This window comes from Cognatilysobacter segetis, assembly GCF_004359965.1.
Classification (GTDB): Bacteria; Pseudomonadota; Gammaproteobacteria; order Xanthomonadales; family Xanthomonadaceae; genus Cognatilysobacter; species Cognatilysobacter segetis.
Map to the genome: position 1 here is coordinate 1 of NZ_SMRQ01000059.1, position 20139 is coordinate 20139.

The 20139-nt window shown below is 71.7% G+C and carries 21 protein-coding genes; 20 read left to right on the forward strand and 1 reads right to left on the reverse strand.

Annotation, left to right across the window (positions count from 1 at the left end):
• The 17 genes from E4F61_RS11765 to E4F61_RS11845 form a co-directional block, all read left to right on the forward strand.
• Positions 1–1132, forward strand: a 1132-nt coding sequence (locus E4F61_RS11765) for a flagellar hook-length control protein FliK (protein ID WP_238382908.1), incomplete at its 5' end; no start/stop codon positions are given.
• A gap of 167 nt (positions 1133–1299) precedes the next feature.
• Positions 1300–1803, forward strand: a complete 504-nt coding sequence (locus E4F61_RS11770; protein ID WP_133479855.1) for a flagellar basal body-associated FliL family protein — start codon at positions 1300–1302, stop codon at positions 1801–1803.
• A gap of 12 nt (positions 1804–1815) precedes the next feature.
• Positions 1816–2811 carry a flagellar motor switch protein FliM gene (gene fliM / locus E4F61_RS11775; protein WP_133479856.1) on the forward strand — a complete coding sequence of 332 codons (996 nt, stop codon included), beginning with the start codon at positions 1816–1818 and terminating at the stop codon, positions 2809–2811.
• Positions 2812–2815: 4 nt separating this feature from the next.
• A complete protein-coding gene (gene fliN / locus E4F61_RS11780; protein ID WP_133479857.1) occupies positions 2816–3145 on the forward strand; it encodes a flagellar motor switch protein FliN in 330 nt (109 codons plus the stop codon).
• A gap of 200 nt (positions 3146–3345) precedes the next feature.
• Positions 3346–3726 carry a flagellar biosynthetic protein FliO gene (fliO, locus tag E4F61_RS11785; RefSeq protein WP_133479858.1) on the forward strand — a complete coding sequence of 127 codons (381 nt, stop codon included), beginning with the start codon at positions 3346–3348 and terminating at the stop codon, positions 3724–3726.
• On the forward strand, positions 3723–4556 hold the full coding sequence (gene fliP / locus E4F61_RS11790) for a flagellar type III secretion system pore protein FliP (protein WP_133479859.1): 834 nt from the start codon (positions 3723–3725) through the stop codon (positions 4554–4556). Before fliO ends, fliP begins: the two co-directional genes overlap by 4 nt.
• A gap of 2 nt (positions 4557–4558) precedes the next feature.
• Positions 4559–4828: a flagellar biosynthetic protein FliQ gene (locus E4F61_RS11795; RefSeq protein ID WP_133479860.1), complete on the forward strand. Its 270-nt coding sequence runs from the start codon at positions 4559–4561 to the stop codon at positions 4826–4828.
• Between the two features lie 45 nt (positions 4829–4873).
• Positions 4874–5254 carry a hypothetical protein gene (locus E4F61_RS11800; protein ID WP_133479861.1) on the forward strand — a complete coding sequence of 127 codons (381 nt, stop codon included), beginning with the start codon at positions 4874–4876 and terminating at the stop codon, positions 5252–5254.
• Positions 5255–5296: 42 nt separating this feature from the next.
• Positions 5297–6085, forward strand: coding sequence for a flagellar biosynthetic protein FliR (gene fliR, locus E4F61_RS11805; protein WP_133479862.1), 789 nt, complete (start codon positions 5297–5299; stop codon positions 6083–6085).
• 9 nt (positions 6086–6094) lie between these two features.
• Positions 6095–7240 carry a flagellar biosynthesis protein FlhB gene (flhB, locus tag E4F61_RS11810; protein WP_133479863.1) on the forward strand — a complete coding sequence of 382 codons (1146 nt, stop codon included), beginning with the start codon at positions 6095–6097 and terminating at the stop codon, positions 7238–7240.
• Positions 7237–9300, forward strand: a complete 2064-nt coding sequence (gene flhA, locus E4F61_RS11815; protein WP_133479864.1) for a flagellar biosynthesis protein FlhA — start codon at positions 7237–7239, stop codon at positions 9298–9300. Before flhB ends, flhA begins: the two co-directional genes overlap by 4 nt.
• Before the next feature lie 818 nt (positions 9301–10118).
• Positions 10119–11960, forward strand: coding sequence for a flagellar biosynthesis GTPase FlhF (gene flhF / locus E4F61_RS11820; protein ID WP_133479865.1), 1842 nt, complete (start codon positions 10119–10121; stop codon positions 11958–11960).
• Positions 11947–12828, forward strand: coding sequence for a MinD/ParA family protein (locus E4F61_RS11825; RefSeq protein WP_133479866.1), 882 nt, complete (start codon positions 11947–11949; stop codon positions 12826–12828). Before flhF ends, E4F61_RS11825 begins: the two co-directional genes overlap by 14 nt.
• Positions 12825–13604, forward strand: coding sequence for an RNA polymerase sigma factor FliA (locus E4F61_RS11830; protein ID WP_425480153.1), 780 nt, complete (start codon positions 12825–12827; stop codon positions 13602–13604). Before E4F61_RS11825 ends, E4F61_RS11830 begins: the two co-directional genes overlap by 4 nt.
• A 147-nt stretch (positions 13605–13751) precedes the next feature.
• Positions 13752–14144 carry a chemotaxis response regulator CheY gene (cheY, locus tag E4F61_RS11835; RefSeq protein WP_133479867.1) on the forward strand — a complete coding sequence of 131 codons (393 nt, stop codon included), beginning with the start codon at positions 13752–13754 and terminating at the stop codon, positions 14142–14144.
• The gene (locus E4F61_RS11840; RefSeq protein WP_133479868.1) at positions 14141–14755 is read left to right on the forward strand and encodes a protein phosphatase CheZ; all 615 of its coding nucleotides are present in this window, start codon (positions 14141–14143) and stop codon (positions 14753–14755) included. The genes cheY and E4F61_RS11840 overlap by 4 nt, the downstream gene beginning before the upstream one ends.
• A gap of 15 nt (positions 14756–14770) precedes the next feature.
• Positions 14771–16573: a chemotaxis protein CheA gene (locus E4F61_RS11845; protein ID WP_133479869.1), complete on the forward strand. Its 1803-nt coding sequence runs from the start codon at positions 14771–14773 to the stop codon at positions 16571–16573.
• Positions 16574–16699: 126 nt separating this feature from the next.
• On the opposite strand, the gene E4F61_RS11850 is transcribed toward E4F61_RS11845, so the two are convergent.
• Positions 16700–17371: an alternative oxidase gene (locus E4F61_RS11850; protein ID WP_133479870.1), complete on the reverse strand. Its 672-nt coding sequence runs from the start codon at positions 17369–17371 to the stop codon at positions 16700–16702.
• Between the two features lie 225 nt (positions 17372–17596).
• On the opposite strand from E4F61_RS11850, the gene E4F61_RS11855 reads away from it, so the two are divergent.
• Genes E4F61_RS11855 through E4F61_RS11865 form a run of 3 tightly spaced genes read left to right on the forward strand, consistent with a single transcriptional unit; the run spans position 17597 to position 19994 of the window.
• Positions 17597–18337 (forward strand): flagellar motor protein, encoded by a 741-nt coding sequence (locus E4F61_RS11855; RefSeq protein ID WP_133479871.1) that lies wholly within the window; start codon positions 17597–17599, stop codon positions 18335–18337.
• Positions 18337–19224: a flagellar motor protein MotD gene (gene motD, locus E4F61_RS11860; protein ID WP_133479872.1), complete on the forward strand. Its 888-nt coding sequence runs from the start codon at positions 18337–18339 to the stop codon at positions 19222–19224. The genes E4F61_RS11855 and motD overlap by 1 nt, the downstream gene beginning before the upstream one ends.
• A complete protein-coding gene (locus tag E4F61_RS11865; RefSeq protein ID WP_133479873.1) occupies positions 19224–19994 on the forward strand; it encodes a ParA family protein in 771 nt (256 codons plus the stop codon). The genes motD and E4F61_RS11865 overlap by 1 nt, the downstream gene beginning before the upstream one ends.
• The last annotated feature ends 145 nt before the right edge of the window (positions 19995–20139 follow it).

Here is a 20139-nt window from a genome sequence, read left to right on the forward strand (position 1 = left end):
CGCCGCCGGCGGTCCGCGCGGCGGCAGCGCCGATGACACCCGCGCCAGCGACGCGCCCAGCGAGGCCGTGGCCGCGCGCCCGCCGCTCACGCCCCCCGCGGCGGAGGGCGAACGCCATCGGCCACGAGCCGATGACGATGCGACGCTGCCCGACCGCATGCTCGCGCTGTTGTCGACCGAGGCACGCCCGACGATGGTCGACGCCGCCCCGCCGGTGCCGGCGGTGGCGGCCCAGCCCGGCGCGGTCGGCACTGCGGCGGCGACGCTCGACGCCTCGGCCGTCATCGCGATCGACGCACCGCCGACCCGATCCACCGCCCCGGTGATGGCCGCGATCGCTTCGACGCCGCCCGCGACGCCGGGCGTGGCCGATGCCACGGCGGCGCTCGCGTCCGCCACGACCGTTCCGTCGGCGTCCGATGCACCGCCCGCGGCCCTGCCGGCCGGCCCCGCCGTCATGTCCGCCGCGCATGCGGACGCACGGATCGCGGCGTCCCTGCCCGCGCCGACCGCGGCGTCCCAGGCCGCACCCGCGATCGAACGCGACGTGTTCGCCGCGCTCGCCGCCCTGACCGAGCGCCCCCGCTCGCCGACGCCCGCCGCTGGCGAGGACGGCACGCCACCCCTGAATACCGGCGTCGCACCGCTGCTCGCCCGTGGCGGCGAATCCCTGCAGGTGCCCGCGCGCATCGCGACGGCCGCCGTTCCCGCGTCCGTGCCGTTGATGCTCGACGCCGACTTCGACGACGGGCTCGGCGCCCGCGTGACCGGGATGGCGGAGCAGCGCATCGACCATGCGCAGATCCGCGTGAGCCCGGATTCCCTCGGTCCGATCGACGTGCGGCTGCAGCTGGACGGCCATCGCGTCAATGCGCAGTTCCACGCGGCGAGCGCCGACGTTCGCCAGGCGCTCGAAGCCGGCATGGACCGCCTGCGCGACCTCCTCGGCCGCCAGGGCATGGAACTCGGGCAGGCGCAGGTGGGCAGCGGCTCGCGCCAGGGCAGCGACGGCCGCAGTGCGCCGTCGCCCGGCTTCGGTGGCGATGCACGCGCCGATGCCTCCCCGGGCGAACCGCAGGGCATGCGCGTGGCCATCCCGCGCTCGCGCGGGCTGCTCGACGAGTACGCCTGACGCCGCAGGTCGCGGCAATGCCGCGACGGGCGGCCCCGGAATCCGGCGCGCGCCGGACCTCTGACGCGCGCCCTGTTCAGGCCCGCGCCAATTCTCCGGCGGCCGGTCCCGCCGCCTGCGGCACACCCCTTGCACGGTGATCGCGAGCCCCTGACGAGCCGCGTTCCGTGTCCGCCAAAGCCTCCGCTGTCGCCCCCGCCGCTACGCCCGATGCCGACGCCCCGGTCGGAAAGAGCCGCAAGAAGCTCTTCGTGATCCTCGGCGCCGTCCTGCTGCTCGCCGTCGGCGGCGGTGGTGCCTGGTGGTACACGAGCCACGCGGCCCCGGCCCCGCACGAAGCCGAGAAGAAGCTGCCGACGCAGTACTTCGCGATGGAGCCCGCCTTCGTCGTCAACCTCGCCGATGCCGACGCCGTGCGCTACCTGCAGGCCGACGTGCAGCTCGCCACGCGCGATCCCGAGACGCTGAAGGCGCTCGAGGAACAGGCGCCCGCGATCCGCAACCGCCTGTTGCTGCTCTTCGGCCAGCAGACCAGCGACGCGCTGATCCAGCGCAGCGGCAAGGAGCGGCTGCAGGACAAGGCGCTGGCGGAAGTGAGGTCGGTCCTCAAGCGCGAAGGCGCGCCGGACAAGGTCGAAGCCGTGATCTTCACCAGCCTGGTCACCCAGTAACGGAACCCGCCGATGAGCGCCGACCTGCTGTCACAGGACGAAATCGATGCCCTGCTCCACGGCGTGGACGCGGGGGCGATCGAGGTCGAGCCGCCGGCCGCGCCCGGCGAGGCGCGCAACTACGACTTCGCCAGCCAGGACAAGATCGTCCGCGGCCGGCTGCCGACGCTGGAGATGATCAACGAGCGCTTCGCGCGCACGTGGCGCATCGGCCTGTTCAACCTGCTGCGCCGCTCGGCGGACCTCTCGGTGCGCGGCATCGACCTGATCCGCTTCGGCGAGTACATGCACTCGCTGCAGGTGCCGAACAACCTCAACCTCGTGAAGATGAAGCCGCTGCGCGGCACGGCGATCATCGTGTTCGAGCCGCGGCTGGTGTTCACCACCGTCGACAACTTCTTCGGCGGCATGGGCAAGTACCACACGCGCATCGAGGGCCGCGAGTTCACGCCCACCGAGATGCGCGTGATCCAGCTGCTGCTCAAGCAGACCTTCGCCGACCTGACCGAAGCCTGGGCGCCGGTGATGCCGGTGGAATTCGAATACGTGAATTCCGAGGTCAATCCGCACTTCGCGAACATCATCTCGCCGCGCGAGTACATCGTCGTCAGCCGCTTCCACGTCGAGCTCGAAGGCGGCGGCGGCGAGCTGCACGTCGCGCTGCCCTACTCGATGCTCGAGCCGATCCGCGAGCTGCTCGATGCGGGCGTGCAGAGCGACCGCATCGAGAAGGACGAGAACTGGACGCGTGCCATGCGCGCGCAGCTGCAGGACGCCGAAGTGGAGATCAGCAGCTGCCTCGCGCAGCGGTCGATCTCGCTGCGCGCGCTGAGCCAGCTGAAGGTCGGCGACGTGCTGCCGATCGACCTGCCGAAGCAGCTGTCGCTCGAGGTCGAAGGCACGCCGCTGTTCGCCGGCGAGTTCGGCACGCACAACGGCAAGAACGCGATCAAGATCACGCACGTCAACCAGCCGCGCTCGCTGATTCCCCTCGATTCCCTGGGCTAATGCCATGAATGCATCCGACACGGCCGCGCCCGCGGCCTTCGACACGCTCACCGCGGAAGGCGTCGCCGGCGCCGACCTCAACCTCGACGTGATCCTCGACGTCAACGTGACGCTCTCGCTGGAGGTCGGCCGCGCGCGCATCCCGATCCGCAACCTGCTCCAGCTCAACCAGGGCTCGGTGGTCGAACTCGAGCGCGCCGCCGGCGAGCCGCTCGACGTGTACGTGAACGGCACGCTGATCGCGCAGGGCGAAGTCGTCGTGGTCAACGACCGCTTCGGCGTGCGGCTCACCGACGTGGTGAGCCCGTCCGAGCGCATCAAGCGCCTGCGGTGAGCGGCATGGGACCGGCGGTGGACGACGTGGTAGCGGTAGCGACGCCCGCATCGGCGGGCGGTGCGCCGGCGCCGGCGCCGACGCCGGCCGCGGCTGTCGTCGCCACGGCGCCTCCCGCGGCCGCCGAGTCCGCTGCGCAGGTCGCGCCGGCCGCGACGACGACGGCGCCGGTTGCGAATCCGCGCGGCGTCGCATTCCCGGTGCGCCCCGCCACGACGGCGCACGTTGCCACGCCCGCCGCGCATGCGCCGGGCGCCGACGCCGGCAGCATCGGAGGCGCGGTGTTCTCGCTGCTGCTGGTCATCGGCCTGATCCTCGGCCTGGGCTGGCTCGCCAAGCGCATGCCCGGCATGCAGCGCGGCGCGGGCTCGTCGCAGTTGAAGGTGGTGGCGAGCGTGGCGCTCTCGCCGCGCGATCGCGCGGTGGTCCTCGACGTCGGCGGCCAGCAGTTGCTGGTCGGCGTCGGCCCGGGCGGGGTACGCACCTTGCACACGCTCGAGCACCCGCTGCCCGTCGCCGAGTCGACGACGCCTTCGGCCTTCGCCCAGGTCCTCGCGCAGCATTTCGGCAGGAAGTCATGACGCTGTCGCTGGATCGTCCGCTGCGCACGCTGTGCGCGCTCGCGCTGCTGCTCGCCCTCGCCGTCGGGCTGCTCGGCCACGCGGCGCATGCGCAGGCCGCGCCCGCCGCCGCCGCGCAGCCCGCGGCCGCGAGCGTCGCCGCGCCGCCCGCACGGCCGCTGCCGTCGGTGAACGTCGGCCAGGTCGGCGGGCAGCCGGTGAGCATGCCGCTGCAGGTGCTGCTGCTGATGACCGGCATCACGCTGCTGCCGGCGGCGCTGATGGGCATCACCGCGTTCACCCGCATCATCATCGTGCTGGGCCTGCTGCGGCAGGCACTGGGCACCGGGCAGACGCCGAGCAACCAGGTGCTGCTCGCGCTCGCGCTGTTCCTCACCTTCATGATCATGACGCCGACGTTCGACGCGGCATGGTCGGCCGGCATCTCGCCGTACCTCGACGGCACGATGGACTTCAAATCCGCCTGGGCGGCCGCCGCGCAGCCCTTCCGCGGCTTCATGCTGGCGCAGGTGCGCGATACCGACCTGATGACGTTCGCCGGCCTCTCGCACACCGGCCCCTACGCGACGCCCAACGACGTGCCCTTCAGCGTGCTCGCCGCGTCGTTCCTGACCAGCGAGCTCAAGACCGCGTTCGAGATCGCGTTCCTGATCTACATCCCGTTCGTGATCGTCGACCTCGTCGTCGCCAGCGTGCTGATGTCGATGGGCATGATGATGATGTCGCCGATGATCATCTCGGCGCCCTTCAAGATCCTGCTGTTCGTGCTGGTCGACGGCTGGGTGCTCGTGGTCGGCTCGCTCGCCGGCAGCTTCAACCCGGTGGGATAGCCATGACGCCCGAAGTCGCGATGTCGGAAATCACCCGCGGGCTGGAGATGGCGCTCGTGCTCGGCGCGCCGCCGCTGCTCGCGGTGCTCGGCGTGGGCGTGGTGGTGGGCGTGGTGCAGGCCGCCACGCAGATCAACGAGCAGACGATCGGCTTCGTGGTGAAGGCGATGGCGCTGATCGCCACGATCGCCGTGATGGGCCACTTCCTGCTGGGCCGGCTGGTGTCGTTCACCGCCGACCTGTTCGCGCGGATCCCGCAACTCATCGGCTGACCGCGTTGCGGCGCGCTTAAGCGCGCCTGCGCAAGACTCCGCCCCATGCGTAAGGTCCTGTCCGCTTCGCTGCTCATGCTCGCGTCGGCTTCGTCGGCGGCGACGTCGTTCGATGCGCGCGTCGTCGCGGCCGAGGCCGCGATCGCGCGCCCCGGCGGGTTCGCCTACGACACCGCGCTGGTACCCGCGATCCATGCGGCCGTCGCGCCCTGCGTTCCGGCCGGCAGCGATCCCGCGCGCGGCGGCGGCTTCGTGCTGGTCGCCGACGTCGATGCGCAGGGGCGATTGCACGCCGTCGACGTGAGGCCCGCCTCGCCCATCGCCCGCTGCTTCGCGCAGCGATTCGGCGCGATGCGCCTGCACGGCCCGCCGGGGCCGGCGTCGCGCACGTGGCCGATCCTCGTGCGCATGCAGACGCACCGCTGAGCCGCGCCCGTAGCGGTATGGCCCTTGCATCCGCAGGGCCCGATGGATCCCGTCACCCTCACCACCGCCCAGGGCCTGAACCTGTTCGGGATGCTCGCCAGCATCCTCTGGTATGCGCTGCGCATCGGCGCGGCGATCCAGGCGCTGCCGATGGTGGGCGGCCGCGGCATCCCGGCGCGCTCGCGGCTGGTGCTCACCATCGCCATCGCCGCGGCGCTCTCGCAGCTGCTGCCCGCGCCGCCGCCGGCCGGGGTGAACGCCGCCACGTTCCTGGCGGTGGCCCGCGAATTCGCGATGGGCATCGCGATCGGGCTGATGCTGCGGATCGCCTTCGAGGCCGGCGAGCTGGCGGGCCAGCTGGTCAGCCAAGGCATGGGCCTGGCCAATGCGACGCTCGCCAACCCGACCAGCGGGGAGGCCTCGCCGGTGGTCGCGCAGTGGTTCTTCCTGAGCTTCGGGCTGGTGTTCTTCGCCAGCGACGGCCACCTGGCGCTCGTCCAGCTGCTGTTCGACAGCTACCACTCGATGCCGGTCGGCGCGCCGATCCACGACTGGAGCGCCTTCGTCGCATCGGTGCCGCAGTTCTTCGGCGTCGCCCTGCGCACCGGCGTGCTGCTGGCACTGCCGGTGATGATGGCGCTGCTGGCGGTGAACGTGGCCGTGGGCGTGCTGTCCAAGGCCGCCCAGCAGCTGAGCCCGATGTCGCTGGGCTTCCCGATCGCGCTGCTGGTCGGGCTGGTGCTGCTGATGGCGCTGGCAAGGGAATTGCAGGGTCCGGTGCAACGGCTGTTCGAGGCGGCGTTCCAGGCCGCCCGCGCCCTCACCGCCTGACCCGCTGCGATGTCCGAGACCGATAACGAAGATCGCACCGAAGCCCCGTCCGAGAAGCGATTGCGGGACGCCCGCGAGCGCGGCGACGTGCCGCGCTCGAAGGAGCTCGCGAACGTGGCGGTGCTGGGCTGCGCGACGCTGGCGCTGAAGGCGACCGGCCCGCACATCGGCGCGGTCTCGCGCGACTGGATGCGCGATGCGCTGCGCTTCGAGCCGGGCATGGTCGGCCATGCCGACCGCTTTCCCGCCTACGCGGCCAAGACCGCCGGCGCACTGGTGCTGCCGGTCCTGCCGCTGCTGCTGGCCGCCGTCGCGGGCTGCTTCATCGCACCCGCGCTGATGAGCGGGCTGCGCTTCTCCGGCACCGCGTTCAAGGCCGACCTCACCCGCCTGAGCCCGATGGCAGGGCTCAACCGCATGTACGGCAAGGAGTCCTTCGCCGAGCTCGGCCGCTCGCTGCTGCGCCTGCTGCTGATCGGCGGCATCGCGGCGGCCGTCATCAAGGGCTCGATGGGCCGGCTGATGGACATGCCCTCGCAGTCGCTCGAGATGGCCGTCGCCAACGGCGTCGACACGGTGTTGGGCGTGTTCCTCGCGCTGGTGCTGGCGATGGGCCTGCTCGCCGCCATCGACGTGCCCTACCAGCGCTTCGCGTGGCGCGCCAGGCTCAAGATGACCAAGCAGGAGCTGCGCGACGAGGCCAAGGAATCGGATGGCAATCCCGAGGTCAAGGCGCGCATGCGCCATGCCGCGCGCGAGATGGCCAACCGCCGGATGATGGACGCGGTGCCGACGGCCGACGTCGTCATCACCAACCCGACCCACTACGCCGTGGCGCTCAAGTACGAGGCCGGCGCCATGCGCGCGCCGAAGGTCGTGGCCAAGGGCGTGGACGAGATGGCGCTGCGCATCCGCGAACTCGCGGGGCAGAACAAGGTGACGCTGGTCGAGGCGCCGCCGCTGGCGCGCGCGCTCTACCGCCAGTGCAAGGTCGACGAGGAGATCCCGGTGAAGCTCTACGCCGCGGTGGCGCAGGTGCTCACCTACCTGTTCCAGCTGAAGAAGTGGCACCCGTCGCGCGGCCCGATGCCGCAGCTGGTGCACGTGGACGTCGGCGCCGACGGCGCGCCCGATCCGGTCGGAGATGAGGCATGAGTCGCGCCGCGGGCGTACTGCAATCGATGAAGGGCGGCGCCGGTGCGCCGCTGGTGGTGCTGGGCATGCTGGCGATGGTGACGGTGCCGCTGTCGCCGCTGGTGCTCGATGCGTTCTTCACCATCAACATCGCGCTGTCGCTGGTGGTGCTGCTGGCGGTGGTCTACGTCAAGCGCCCGCTGGAATTCTCGATCTTCCCCAGCGTGCTGCTGATGGTGACGCTGCTGCGCCTCGCGCTGAACGTCGCATCCACGCGCGTGGTGCTGCTGCACGGCCACCAGGGCGGTGCGGCCGCCGGTCACGTCATCGAATCGTTCGGCCAGTTCGTGATCGGCGGCAGCTATGCCGTCGGCCTCGTGGTGTTCGCGATCCTCACCATCATCAACTTCGTGGTGGTGACCAAGGGCGCGGGCCGCATCTCGGAAGTGTCGGCGCGCTTCATCCTCGACGCGATGCCCGGCAAGCAGATGGCGATCGACGCCGACCTCAACGCCGGCCTGCTCTCGCGCGAGGAAGCCAAGGCGCGCCGCGAGGACGTCCGCAACGAGGCCGATTTCTACGGCTCGATGGACGGTGCCGGCAAGTTCGTGCGCGGCGACGCGATCGCCGGCCTGCTGATCCTCTTCATCAATCTCGTCGGCGGCGTGCTGATCGGCGTGCTGCAGCACGACCTCGGCTTCGGCCAGGCCGCGCAGACCTATTCGTTGCTGGCGATCGGCGACGGCCTGGTCGCGCAGCTGCCGGCGCTGCTGGTGTCCACCGCCACCGCGATGCTGGTGACGCGCGCGACCACCGAGCAGGAGATGGGCGAGACCGTGCAGAAGCAGGTCTTCGGCCACCACCGCGCGCTCACCGTGTCGGCCGTGATCCTCGGCCTGGTCGGCCTGGTGCCCGGCATGCCGAACCTGCCCTTCCTGCTCGCGGCCGCGGGCATGGGCTATGCGGCGTGGCGCCTCAACCGGAAGGCACAGGAAGCGGCGGCGATGCCGGAGGTCGATACGTCGATCACCGCGCCGACGCCGTCGCCGAACGCCGAACTCACCTGGGACGAGCTGCGCCCGGTCGAGCCGCTCGCGCTCGAGGTCGGTTATCGCCTGATCCCTCTGGTCGACAAGGCGCAGGGCGGCGAGCTGCTGGCGCGGCTCAAGGGCGTGCGCCGCAAGCTCACGCAGGACCTCGGCTTCCTCATCCCCGCGGTACATGTGCGCGACAACCTCGAGCTCGCGCCCAATGCCTATCGCATCACCGTGCACGGCGTGCCGGTGGCGACCGGCGAGCTGCAGCCCGACCGCGAGATGGCGCTCGATCCCGGCCGCGTGTTCGGCCAGCTCGACGGCATCCCGACGCGCGACCCGGCCTTCGGCCTCGATGCCGTCTGGATCAACCCGACGCAGCGGCCGCATGCCGAATCGCTGGGCTACACCGTGGTCGACCCGGCGACCGTGGTGGCCACGCACCTCTCGCACCTCGTGCGCGAGAAGGCGGCGGAACTGCTCGGTCACGACGAGGTGCAGCAGCTGCTGGCGAACGTCGGCAAGCAGTCGCCCAAGCTCGTCGAGGAATTGACGCCCAAGCTGCTGCCGCTGTCGACGATCGTGCGCGTGCTGCAGTCGCTGCTCTCGGAGAAGGTGCCGCTGCGGCAGATGCGCCAGATCGTCGAGGCGCTGCTCGAGCATGGCGCGATGACGCAGGACCCGGCGCAGCTGGTGGCCGCCGTGCGCACCGCGCTCGGCCGGTTCATCGTGCAGGAGCTCAACGGCCTGAATGCGGAACTGCCGGTGTTCACGCTCGCCCCGCAGCTCGAGCGCGTGCTGCAGGATTCGGTGGCCGGCGCCGGCGCCGCGCTGGAGCCGGGCCTGGCCGAGCGCCTGCACCAGAACCTGAGCGAATGCGTCACGCGCCAGGAGAGCAAGGGCGAACCCGCCGTGCTGCTCGTGCCGTCGACGATCCGCACGTCCATCGCGCGCCTCGTCCGCCACAGCGTCCCGCAGCTCGCGGTGCTGGCCTACGGCGAGGTGCCGGAAGACAAGCGCCTGCGACTCGTGGGGTCGATTGGGTGAGCGGTGCCCGCTTACGCGGCACCGCCGCGTGGGCATCGCGAACGCCCGCCGCGCTGCGGCGGGCCGGATGAGGCGGTGCCCGCTTACGCGGCACCGTCGCGTGGCGTCGCCGAACGCCCGCCGCGCTGCGGCGGGCCGGATGAGCCATGCCCGCTGACGCGCCACGCCGCGTGGCTTCGCCAAACGCCCGCGCCGCTCGCTCGGCGTGCCGAAGTTCGCCGCCCGGCGAGCGGCTCGTCCAGGACGACCGCCATCGCACCCCTCCGGTGAGCCTCGGAGCCTCGTCGATGAGGCTTCGAGCCTCATCCATGAGGCATCCGGGCCTCATCGATCACGCTTTTTGCCTCACGCACGAGGCTTTTTGCCTGACGCGTGACGCTTTCTTCCTGGCGCACGGGGCTTTTTTCGTCGCGCCTGAGGCTTCGAGCCCCGTCCGTGAGGCTTCGAGCCTCATGCGTGAGGCGCATGAGCCTCACCGATGAGCCTTTTCGCGTCGCGGGTCAGGCTTTTTTCCTCGCGCGCGACGGTTCGAGCCTCGTCGGCCCCACTGTGGACTGCTCGGCGGAGCGCAGGACCGCGCGGGCCGAGAACGCACCGCCGGGCCGCGGGCCGCCGACCGACTCCCCTTCCGCCACGCCTCGCCGGCCTGCCCGGCCTCGCACCGTGTCCGGCCGCCGGGCGGGGCGTCCAGGGATGCCGGTCGGCCTCGGCCCGCCCCCGACGCTTTCCCGTCGCCCCGCCTCTGGCACGCCCGTTGCACAAGTCCCCGGCATGAGCCGTCCGACCCTGCACACCGAAGCCCGCCTCGAGGCCGTCGCATGAGAATCAAGCGTTTCGTCGCCCCGGACATGCGCACCGCGCTGAAGATGGTCCGCGAAGAGCACGGCCCGGACGCCGTGATCCTGTCCAACAAGCCGGTGCACGGTGGCATCGAGATCGTCGCCGCCACCGACTACGACGAGGCGCTGGTGCAGCAGGCGCTGCGCACCGCCGCCGAGGAGCCGGAGCGCCCGGCCACCGCGCTCGACGCGATGCCCGCCTTCGTCGCCGCGCCGCTGCCGGTGCGCCAGCCCGAGACGGTGGCTGCGACCGCCGCCGAGCCGAAATCGATTTCCCGCGCCGACGCGATGATCGCCGCGCTCGCCGGCAACTCGCCGCAGGCGGCCGCCACGCGCAGCGCGCTGGCCGAGCGTGCCCGCGCGGCGACGCGCGGCAACGCCACCCCGGCGCTGTCGGCGATGCTCCGCAAGCCGGAGGCCGTGGAGCCGCCGGCCGCCGAGGCCGCGGACACGCGCCCGGGCGACGACTTCCGTGCCCTGCTCTCGCGCCTGACCGACGACGAGCCGGCACCGACCATCAGCGCGCGCGCAGCCGGCATGGCGCAGGCCGAAGCCGAGTACGTGCAGACCCGCGCGCAGGCGCAGGTCGAGGCCGCCGCCTCGCACGACGACATCGTCGAAGCGCCGCAGGCCGCGCAGGCGATCGAAGCCGACATCGTCGACGTCGAGCCGACGCCGGTGCAGGCGGCCGGGATCCCGGCGCCCGTCGCCGCGCCGATCGCCGTCATCGAACCGACGTTCGCCGAACTCGGCGCGCCCGCCCCGGTGGCCGCCCCGCTGCAGGCCCCGAGCTACGTCGATGCGTTCGACCCGCTCGCGGAGATGGCCGCGGTGCAGGCGCCCGCCATCGCGGTGCCCGCGGTGGTCACCGTCGCCGCGCCGCCGACGCTGCAGCTCGTGGTCAACCAGTCCGAAGACCCGACCATCGTCGCGATGCGCAACGAGCTCACCTCGATGCGCCAGATGATCGAGCGCCAGATGGGGCAGTTCGCCGTCGAGCGCCTGCGCGGTTCGCCGGCGCGCGCGTTCGCCTTCGAGACGCTGCAGGCCTACGGCTGCGACGACGCGCTCGCGCAGCAGATCGCGCAGCGCATCGACCCGCGCCTGGAGCCGGCGAAGGTGAAGGCGCCGCTGCTCGCCGAGCTCGCGCGCATGCTCACCATCGCCCGCGCGGAGCCGATCGAGGACGGCGGCGTGTTCGCGCTGATCGGCCCGACCGGCGCCGGTAAGACCACGACGCTCGCCAAGCTCGCCGCGCGCTTCGCGCAGCGCCACCGCGCCCGCGACGTCGCGCTCGTCACCACCGATGTCGAGCGCCCCGGCGCACGCGAGCAGCTGCATGCGCTCGGCCGCAAGCTCGGCGTCACCGTCTGCGAGGCCGAAGGCCCCGAAGGCCTGGCCGACGCGCTCGACCAGCTGGTCGACTACCCGCTCGTGCTGGTCGATACCGCCGGCTATGCCGCGCGCGACAAGGCGCTACTCGGCCAGGTCACCTGGCTGCGCGCGACGCGCAACCTGCGCTCGCTGCTCGTGCTGCCGGCCAACCTGCAGCCGCAGGACATGGCCGAGGCCGTGCGCCGCTACCGCATGGCGCAGCCGGAAGCCGTGGTGCTGACCAAGCTCGACGAGACCGGCCGCCTGGGCAGCGCGATCTCGGTCGCGATCAAGCACGGCCTGCCGCTCGCCTACACCACCGCCGGCCAGCAGGTACCGGCCGACCTCGAAGCCGCCGATGCGTCGCGCCTCGTGCTCTCGATCGAAAAACTCCGTCGCGCCGCCGACAACCCGCTCGCCACCGAGGAACGCCATGTCGTCGCCTGATCCCATCGCCAACACCGTGCGCGTGCCCGCGACGTCCGCGAACGATCCCGGCCCCGTGCGCGTGATCGCCGTCGCCAGCGGCAAGGGCGGCGTCGGCAAGACCTCGGTGAGCGTCAACCTCGCGACGAGCCTGCAGAACGCCGGCCAGCGCACGCTGCTGCTCGATACCGACCTCGGCCTCGCCAACGTCGACGTAATGCTGGGCCTGAGCCCGCGCTTCACGCTCGCCGACGTGTTCGCCGGCCGCTGCGAGCTCGCCGACACGCTGCTGGAAGGCCCGAACGGCCTGCTGGTGGTGCCGGCGGCCAGCGGCAAGCGCCACATGACCGAACTCACGCCGGCGCAGCACGTCGGCCTCGTGCATGCCTTCAGCCAGCTCGACGTGCCGATCGACGTGATGGTGATCGACAACGCGGCCGGCATTTCCGACAGCGTGCTGACCTTCTGCCAGGCCGCGCAGGACGTGATCGTGGTGGTCTGCGACGAGCCGGCCTCGGTCACCGACGCGTATGCGCTGATCAAGGTGCTCTCGCGCGAGCGCGGCGTCACCCGCGTGCAGGTGCTGGCCAACCAGGTCGGGCATCCGTCCGAAGGCCGCCAGCTCTACGACAAGCTCGAGCGCGTCACGTCGAAGTTCCTCGACGTCACGCTCAACTACCTCGGCGCGATCCCGCGCGACGAATGGCTGCGCCGCGCGATCCAGCGCCAGGAAGCGGTGGTCGACGCCTTCCCCGCGGCACCCGCGTCGATGGCCTTCCGCGAGATCGCCAAGCGCGCCGAGAAGTGGCAGACGCCGAACGGCCCGCGCGGCCACGTCGAATTCTTCATGGAACGGCTGATCCCCACGGCCCGGAGCGCGACCGCATGAACATGACGGCCACGGCCGTGAAGGCCAACGCGTACAAGCAGACCCGCAGCGCCAGCGCCGATTTCGACGCGACCGCGATCGTCACCCGCCACGGCGAACTGGTGCGCCGCATCGCGCACCACCTCGCGGCGCGACTGCCGGCGAGCGTGGAGGTCGACGACCTGATCCAGGCCGGCATGCTCGGCCTGATCGAGGCGGCGAAGAACTTCCAGGCCGACCAGGGCGCGGCGTTCGAGACGTATGCCTCGATCCGCATCCGCGGCGCGATGATCGACGAGATCCGTCGTGGCGACTGGGTGCCGCGCAGCGTGCATCGCCGCTACCGCGACGTGGTCGCGGCGACGCGGCAGGTCGAGCAGGCCAACGGCCGCGCCGCCAACGCCTCCGAGATCGCCGCGGTGCTGGGCGTCTCGGTCGATGACTACCACCACATGCTCGAGGACGCCTCGCGCGGCCAGCTGCTCTCGCTGGACGAGCAGATGGACGACTTCGACGGCGAGCCGCGGCTCGCCGCGAGCTGCAACGTCACGCCGGCGCGCGAGCTTGAACACACCGTGTTCCGGCAGGCGCTCGGCGAGGCGATCGGCGGCCTGCCCGAGCGCGAGCAGCTGGTGCTGTCGCTGTACTACGAGCAGGAGATGAACCTGCGCGAGATCGGCGCCGTGCTGGGCATCAGCGAGTCGCGCGTGTGCCAGATCCACGGCCAGTCGATGCTGCGCCTGCGCGGGCGGCTGGGCGACTGGCGCGACACCGCGGCCGAGCACGCCGGCACCTGATGGCGGCACGTCCGGTCGTCGCGACCGGACCGCGAAGCCAGTAGGCGCACGCACTCGCGCCTTGCGGTGCGCGGGCCCGCGAGGCGCGGCGGTTAAAGAACGCCGCCGCGCGGCCGATAGACCCGACAGGAACCCGAAGGCCCTCCCATGGACAAGAACATCAAGATCCTGATCGTCGACGACTTCTCGACGATGCGCCGTATCGTCAAGAACCTGCTGAACGACCTGGGCTTCTTCGACACCACCGAGGCCGAGGACGGCAACAGCGCGCTCGTCGAGCTGCGCAAGGCCAAGTTCGACCTCGTGATCACCGACTGGAACATGCCCGGCATGCCGGGCATCGACCTGCTCAAGAACATCCGCGCCGACGCCGCGCTGGCGAAGATCCCGGTGCTCATGGTCACCGCGGAAGCCAAGCGCGAGCAGATCATCGAAGCCGCGCAGGCCGGCGTGAACGGCTATGTCATCAAGCCGTTCACCGCAGGCACGCTGCAGGACAAGCTGGCCAAGATCTTCGAGCGCATCGAGGCCGCCGCATGAGCGCGGCGCCCGGCATCGCCGAACCCGAACGCAGCGCGGTCATCGCCAAGCTGCAGGCGGCGCTCTGGGCGCTCGAGCACGACGACACCGCCGCCTGGCGCGCGAACGTCGACGAGCTCATCGAATGGCGCACGCAGCCGCTGGTACAGGGCTTCGTGCGGCTCGCTCGCGAACTCTCCGCCGCGCTCGGCGACGGCCGCGGCGCCGGCACCGCGTCGCTCCCGGACGCCTGCGCGCGGCTGGAGCACGTCGTGCAGCTCACCGAATCCTCGAGCATGCGCACGCTCGACCTGATCGACGAATGCGGCCGCCTGGTGGCGAAGCTGCCGGCGCCGCAGGACGCGGAGCAGCGCGACGCGATCGCGGGCCTGCGCTCGCGCTTTTCCGAGATGTCGATCGCGCAGGGCTACCAGGACCTCACCGGGCAGATCATCCTGCGCGTGGTCGAGCTGGTGCGCGCCGTGCACGAAGGCCTCGGCGACATCGCCGGCCAGCCCGAGCCGCTGCAGCTGCACAACAACCGCGGGCACGGCCCGGCGGTGAACGGCGTCGACCCGACGCCCGCCACGCAGGACAACGCCGACGAGCTGTTGTCCGCGCTCGGCCTGTAAGCGACGGACCGGGCGATGAGCGGAACCGACGGCATCAGCGAGATCTGCGCGGACTTCCTCGTCGAAGCCCGCGAGATCGTCGAGCAGCTCGGCGAGCAGATGGTGGTGCTCGAGCGCGCGCCCGAGGACCGCGATGCGTTGAACACCGTCTTCCGTGGCTTCCACACCATCAAGGGCGGCGCCGGCTTCCTCGACGTCCCCCCGATGGTGACGCTCTGCCACGCGGTGGAGGATCGCCTCGACGTCGCGCGCAATGGCGCACTGCCGCTGGACGGGTTCGCGTTCGACGGCGCGCAGCAGGCGATCGACCTGCTGGCCGACATGCTCGAATGCGTCGCCGCCGGCCAGCCGTTGCCAACGGTGCCGCAGGGCCTGATCGACAGCATGCACGTCGACGGCCGCGGCCCGGCACCCGCCGCGGCGGCCGCGGTGAGCGCGAACGACCTGCCCGACAACCTCGACGAGCTCGACTTCGATTCGCTGCTCGATGCGTTCCACGGCAAGGGGGCACTCCCCGGCGCCGCGCCGGTGTCCGAAGCACCGCCGCCGGCCGCCATCGCCCCCGCGCCGTCTCCTGCGCCGATCGCGCGCCCCGAGCCCGCCGCGGGCGGGCGTCGCAGCCCCGCGGCCAACGACGCCGGCGAAACCACCGTGCGCGTGGACGTGCGCCGCCTCGACGCGATGGTCAACCTCGTCGGCGAACTCGTGCTGGCGCGCAACCGCCTCAAGACGATCCGTCCGCGCCTGCGCGACGAGGACCTCGATCGCGCGGTCACCGCGCTCGACGCCGCGACCTCGCGCCTGCAGTCGGCGGTGATGATGGCGCGCATGCAGCCGGTCGGCCGCGTGTTCTCGCGCTTCCCCAAGCTCGCGCGCGACGTCGCCCGGCAGGTGCGGAAATCGGTCGAACTCGACGTCGTCGGCGCCGAGACCGAGCTCGACCGCAACCTCGTCGAGGCCCTGTCCGATCCGCTGGTGCACCTGGTGCGCAACTCGATCGACCACGGCATCGAATCGCCGGAGGCGCGTCGCCTCGCCGGCAAGAACGAACAGGGCAACGTGCGTCTTTCCGCGCAGCAGGAAGGCGACCACGTGATGATCGAGGTGCGCGACGACGGCGCCGGCATCGACCCCGACAAGATCCGCGACAGCGCGATCCGCAAGGGCCTGATCGACGCCGAATCGGCCGCGCGCCTGTCCGCCGACGAGTGCCTGCAGCTCATCTTCCTGCCCGGTTTCTCGACCAAGCAGGAAGTCAGCGATCTGTCCGGCCGCGGCGTCGGCATGGACGTGGTGCAGAGCAAGATCCGCGAGCTCTCGGGCACGGTGCAGATCCAGTCCGAGGTCGGCCGCGGCACGCGCATGGCGATCAAGGTGCCGCTGACGCTGGCGATCCTGCCGACGCTGCTGGTCGAGATCGACGGCGACGTCTACGCGCTGCCGCTGGTGCGCGTGGTCGAGGTGCTGTCGCACACGGGCGGCAACGCGATGTGGATCGACGGCCAGAGCGTGCTGGACCTGCGCGAACAACCGACCCCGGTGCTGGACCTGCGCCACTGGCTCGGCCTCGACCCCCGCCAGGACGGCCCGTCCACGGGCGTCGTGCTGCAGGCCGGCGAGCAGCGCTTCGTGCTGATCGTCGACCACGTGCGCGGCCGCGAGGAGGTCGTCATCAAGGCGCTGCCGCGCACGCTGCGCGGCCTGTCCGGCTACGCCGGCGCCAGCCTGATCGGCGACGGCCGCATGGCGCTGATCCTCGATGTCGACGCGCTGCACGAGAGCGGCGTGCGCACGCGGCGGGCGGTGGTCAACGGCTGACGTCGTTCCACCGGCACGAGAACACGACGAAGCCGCCTCCGGGCGGCTTCATGCGTTGGGCGGGGCCGTACGCGCAACAGGGCCGACGCGGATGCGGCGGCCCGCGGTGCAGCACCGGCATGACGATCAGGCCGCGGTAACCTGCCGCGCCGCCGGCCGCAGCTCGTCGGCGAAGCCGTGGTTCACGTCGCGATGGCCGGCCTCGTCGGCGCGCACGGCCAGCACCACGTCGCGCAGGCGTGCATCGGCCGGCAGCTTCCAGTAGGCCTTGGCGATCGCCGGTGCCGGCACGTTCTCCACGCGGCCGGCGTCGATCTCGGCCAAGTACTGCGTGTAGCTGATCACCGCCTGCTCCTCGAAGTAGCCCACCAGCCGGTGCGCGGTGCGGGCCGACAGCAGGTACAGCGCCAGGAAGAACAGGAAGAAGCCGGCCTGCGCGACGAGCACCAGCGCGCGCTCGAGCCGGTTCGGCCTGGCGATCTCGATGAACGTCATCAGGTGCATGCGCTCGTTCTCGGCCTCTTCCATGAGCGCGCGGATCCAGCCGTGGTCGTGCTTCATCCAGCGCAGGCAGCGCAGGTGGATCAGCGCCGCGCCCACCAGTCCGGGCACGGCCGCCACGGTCTCGAGCACGATGGCGCGGTTGCCGTAGCGCTTGGCGAAGAAGGTGTCGGCCAGGAAGCGCAGCGAGCGGGTGATGCCGTAGGCGATGCGGTCCGACAGGTCGCCGAGCGCGTGGTGCGTGTCGAGCTCGACGTCCAGCGGGGTTTCGACGTACGGGGTGATCAGGGTGTTCATGGTGCTGTCTCCGGGCGCCGGATGAGGGAGGTCGGCGCCGATGGAAAAAGGTTAGGACCGCGCGAAAATCGCCACTTGATCCAGATCAGGTGGCGCCGGCCGGTTTCAGCCGCGGGAAAGCCACGTGAAAGCGGCCGCGGCGGCATGAACGTGCTCGCCGGGGTCGACGGTCAGGACGCCGGGAGCGGCTCAAGAATTCCCCCGCGCGGCCCGTTAACGGGAGCGATGGACAGGCTCTCCCTCATCGGCGTCGTACTCGCACTGGTCGCGCTGCTCGGCGGCAGCGTGCTCAAGGGCGCGGGCCTGTCCGGGCTGTGGTCGCCCGCGGCGTTCGTGATCGTGATCCTCGGCACGCTGGCGGCGATCCTCGTGCAGACGCCGATGGCGACGTTCCGTCGCGCCATGAAGATCGTGCGCTGGGTGTTCGCGCCACCCGCGCGCGACGGCCATGCGCTGATCCGCCGCATTGTCGACTGGAGCAATACCGCGCGCCGCCAGGGCCTGCTCGGCCTCGAGGCGGAGCTCGACGCGGTGCCGGACGAGTTCCTGCGCAAGGGCCTGCAGATGGTGGTCGACGGCAGCGAGCCGGAGCAGATCCGCCAGACGCTGGAGATCGAGCTCGAGAGCCAGCAGCATCGCGACATCGCCGCCGCCAAGGTGTTCGAGGGCATGGGCATCTACGCGCCCACGCTCGGCATCATCGGCGCGGTGCTCGGCCTGATGGCGGTGATGAAGAACCTCGCCGATCCGAGCCACCTCGGCCACGGCATCGCCGCCGCGTTCACCGCGACGATCTATGGCATCGGCTCGGCGAACCTCATGCTGCTGCCGATGGCGTCCAAGCTCAAAGGCGTGATCGCCGCGCAGGCGCTCGACCGCGAGATGCTCATCGAAGGCCTGATCGCGATCGCGCAGGGCGAGAACCCGCGCAACATCGAAGCGCGGCTGTCGGGGTACCTGCACTGATGGCGCGCCGGCACATCCACGACGAGCACATGAACCACGAGGCGTGGGCGATCCCCTACGGCGATCTGATCACGCTGCTGCTCGCGTTCTTCGTGGTGATGTACGCGATCTCGTCGGTGAACGCCGGCAAGTACCGCGCGGTCGCGGACTCGCTCTCCACCGCATTCGGCGGGCCGCCGAAGTCGATGTCGCCGCTGCAGCTGGGCGAAACGCAGCAGCGCGGTGCCGATTTCGACCGGCCCTCGCTGGCGACCGCCGGCGCGCCCGCGCCGACGCACGCCGCGCCGGTGCGCGTGCCGCGCCTGCGCCCCGCGCCCGCGGACACGCCCGCCGCGCAGGCGGCCCGCGTCCGCGCCGCGCGCCAGCAGCTCCAGGGCCTCGGCGATCGCATCGGCGACGCGCTCTCGGGCCTCGTGCAGCAGAAGCTGGTGCGCCTGCGCCAGGGCAGCGATTACCTGGAGGTCGAGATCCAGAGCGACCTGCTGTTCCCCAGCGGTTCGGCCTCCCCGAGCGCGCTCGCGCTCGACACCGTGCGCAAGGTCGCGGGCGTGCTCGCCTCGGCGCCGAACGCGGTGCGCGTGGAGGGCTATACCGACGACCAGCCGATCGCCAGCGCGCAGTTCCCGTCGAACTGGGAGCTGTCCGCGGCGCGCGCGGCGAGCGTGCTGCACGTGATGGTCGACGCCGGCATCGCGCCGTCGCGGTTGTCGATGACCGGCTACGGCCAGTACCAGCCGGTCGCCGGCAACGACACGTCCGAAGGCCGCAACGCGAACCGCCGCGTGATGCTGGTCATCCTGCCGCCGGGCGAAGGCACCGACGCGGTGACGCGCGAGGCCGCCATCGCGTCGCGCACGGGCGCCGACATGCAGCGGGGGGCCGGCTGATGCAGACCTGGGCGATCGCCAACCAGAAGGGCGGCGTGGGCAAGACGACGACGACGCTATGCCTCGCGCGCGGTCTCGTCGATGCGGGGTTCCGCGTGCTGCTGGTCGACCTCGACCCGCATGCGTCGCTGTCGCATGCGTTCGGCATCCCGACCGATCCGCCGTCGCGCGGCGCGTACGAGCTGTTCACCGACGCCACGCAGATGCTGTCGCGCCTCGCGCGCGAAACGCCGGTCGAGCGCCTGCGGCTGTGCCCCGCGCAGCCGGCGCTCGCCACGCTCGAGCGCCGCGGCGCCAGCCAGCCGGGGCTCGGCCTCGCGCTGGGTCGCGCGCTGCACGCCGCGCGCGACCAGTACGACTACACGCTGCTGGACTGCCCGCCCACGCTCGGCCTGCTGATGGTCAATGCGCTGGCGGCCGCCGACCGGCTGGTGTCGCCGACGCAGACCGATCCGCTCGCGCTGCACGGCCTGCGCGACATGCTGCGCACCGCCGACATGGTCGAGCGCTCGCGTCGCCGGCCGCTGCCGCGCGCGATCATCCCGACGCTGCACGACAAGCGCACGCGCTCGGGCCAGCAGAGCCTGGAACAGCTGCGCGACGCCTATGGCGCGCACGTCAGCCCCGATCCCATTCCCGTCGACACCCGCCTGCGCGACGCCGCGGCGGTGGCGACCGGCGCGATGCCCGCGAGCCGCGGCGCCGACGCCTACCGCGAGGCGCTGCAGTGGCTCCTCGATCCGATCTCCATCGAGTGCGAAGCCGCCTGACATGGCCACCATCGACGCCTATCTCGACGAACTCCTCGGCACCGCGATCGCGCCTCCGCCGGTCGCGCCGCCCGCCGCGATCGCCGCCGCCGTCGCGTCCGTCGCCGACGTCGAGCCGCCGGCGCGCGAGCCCGCCCCGGCGCCG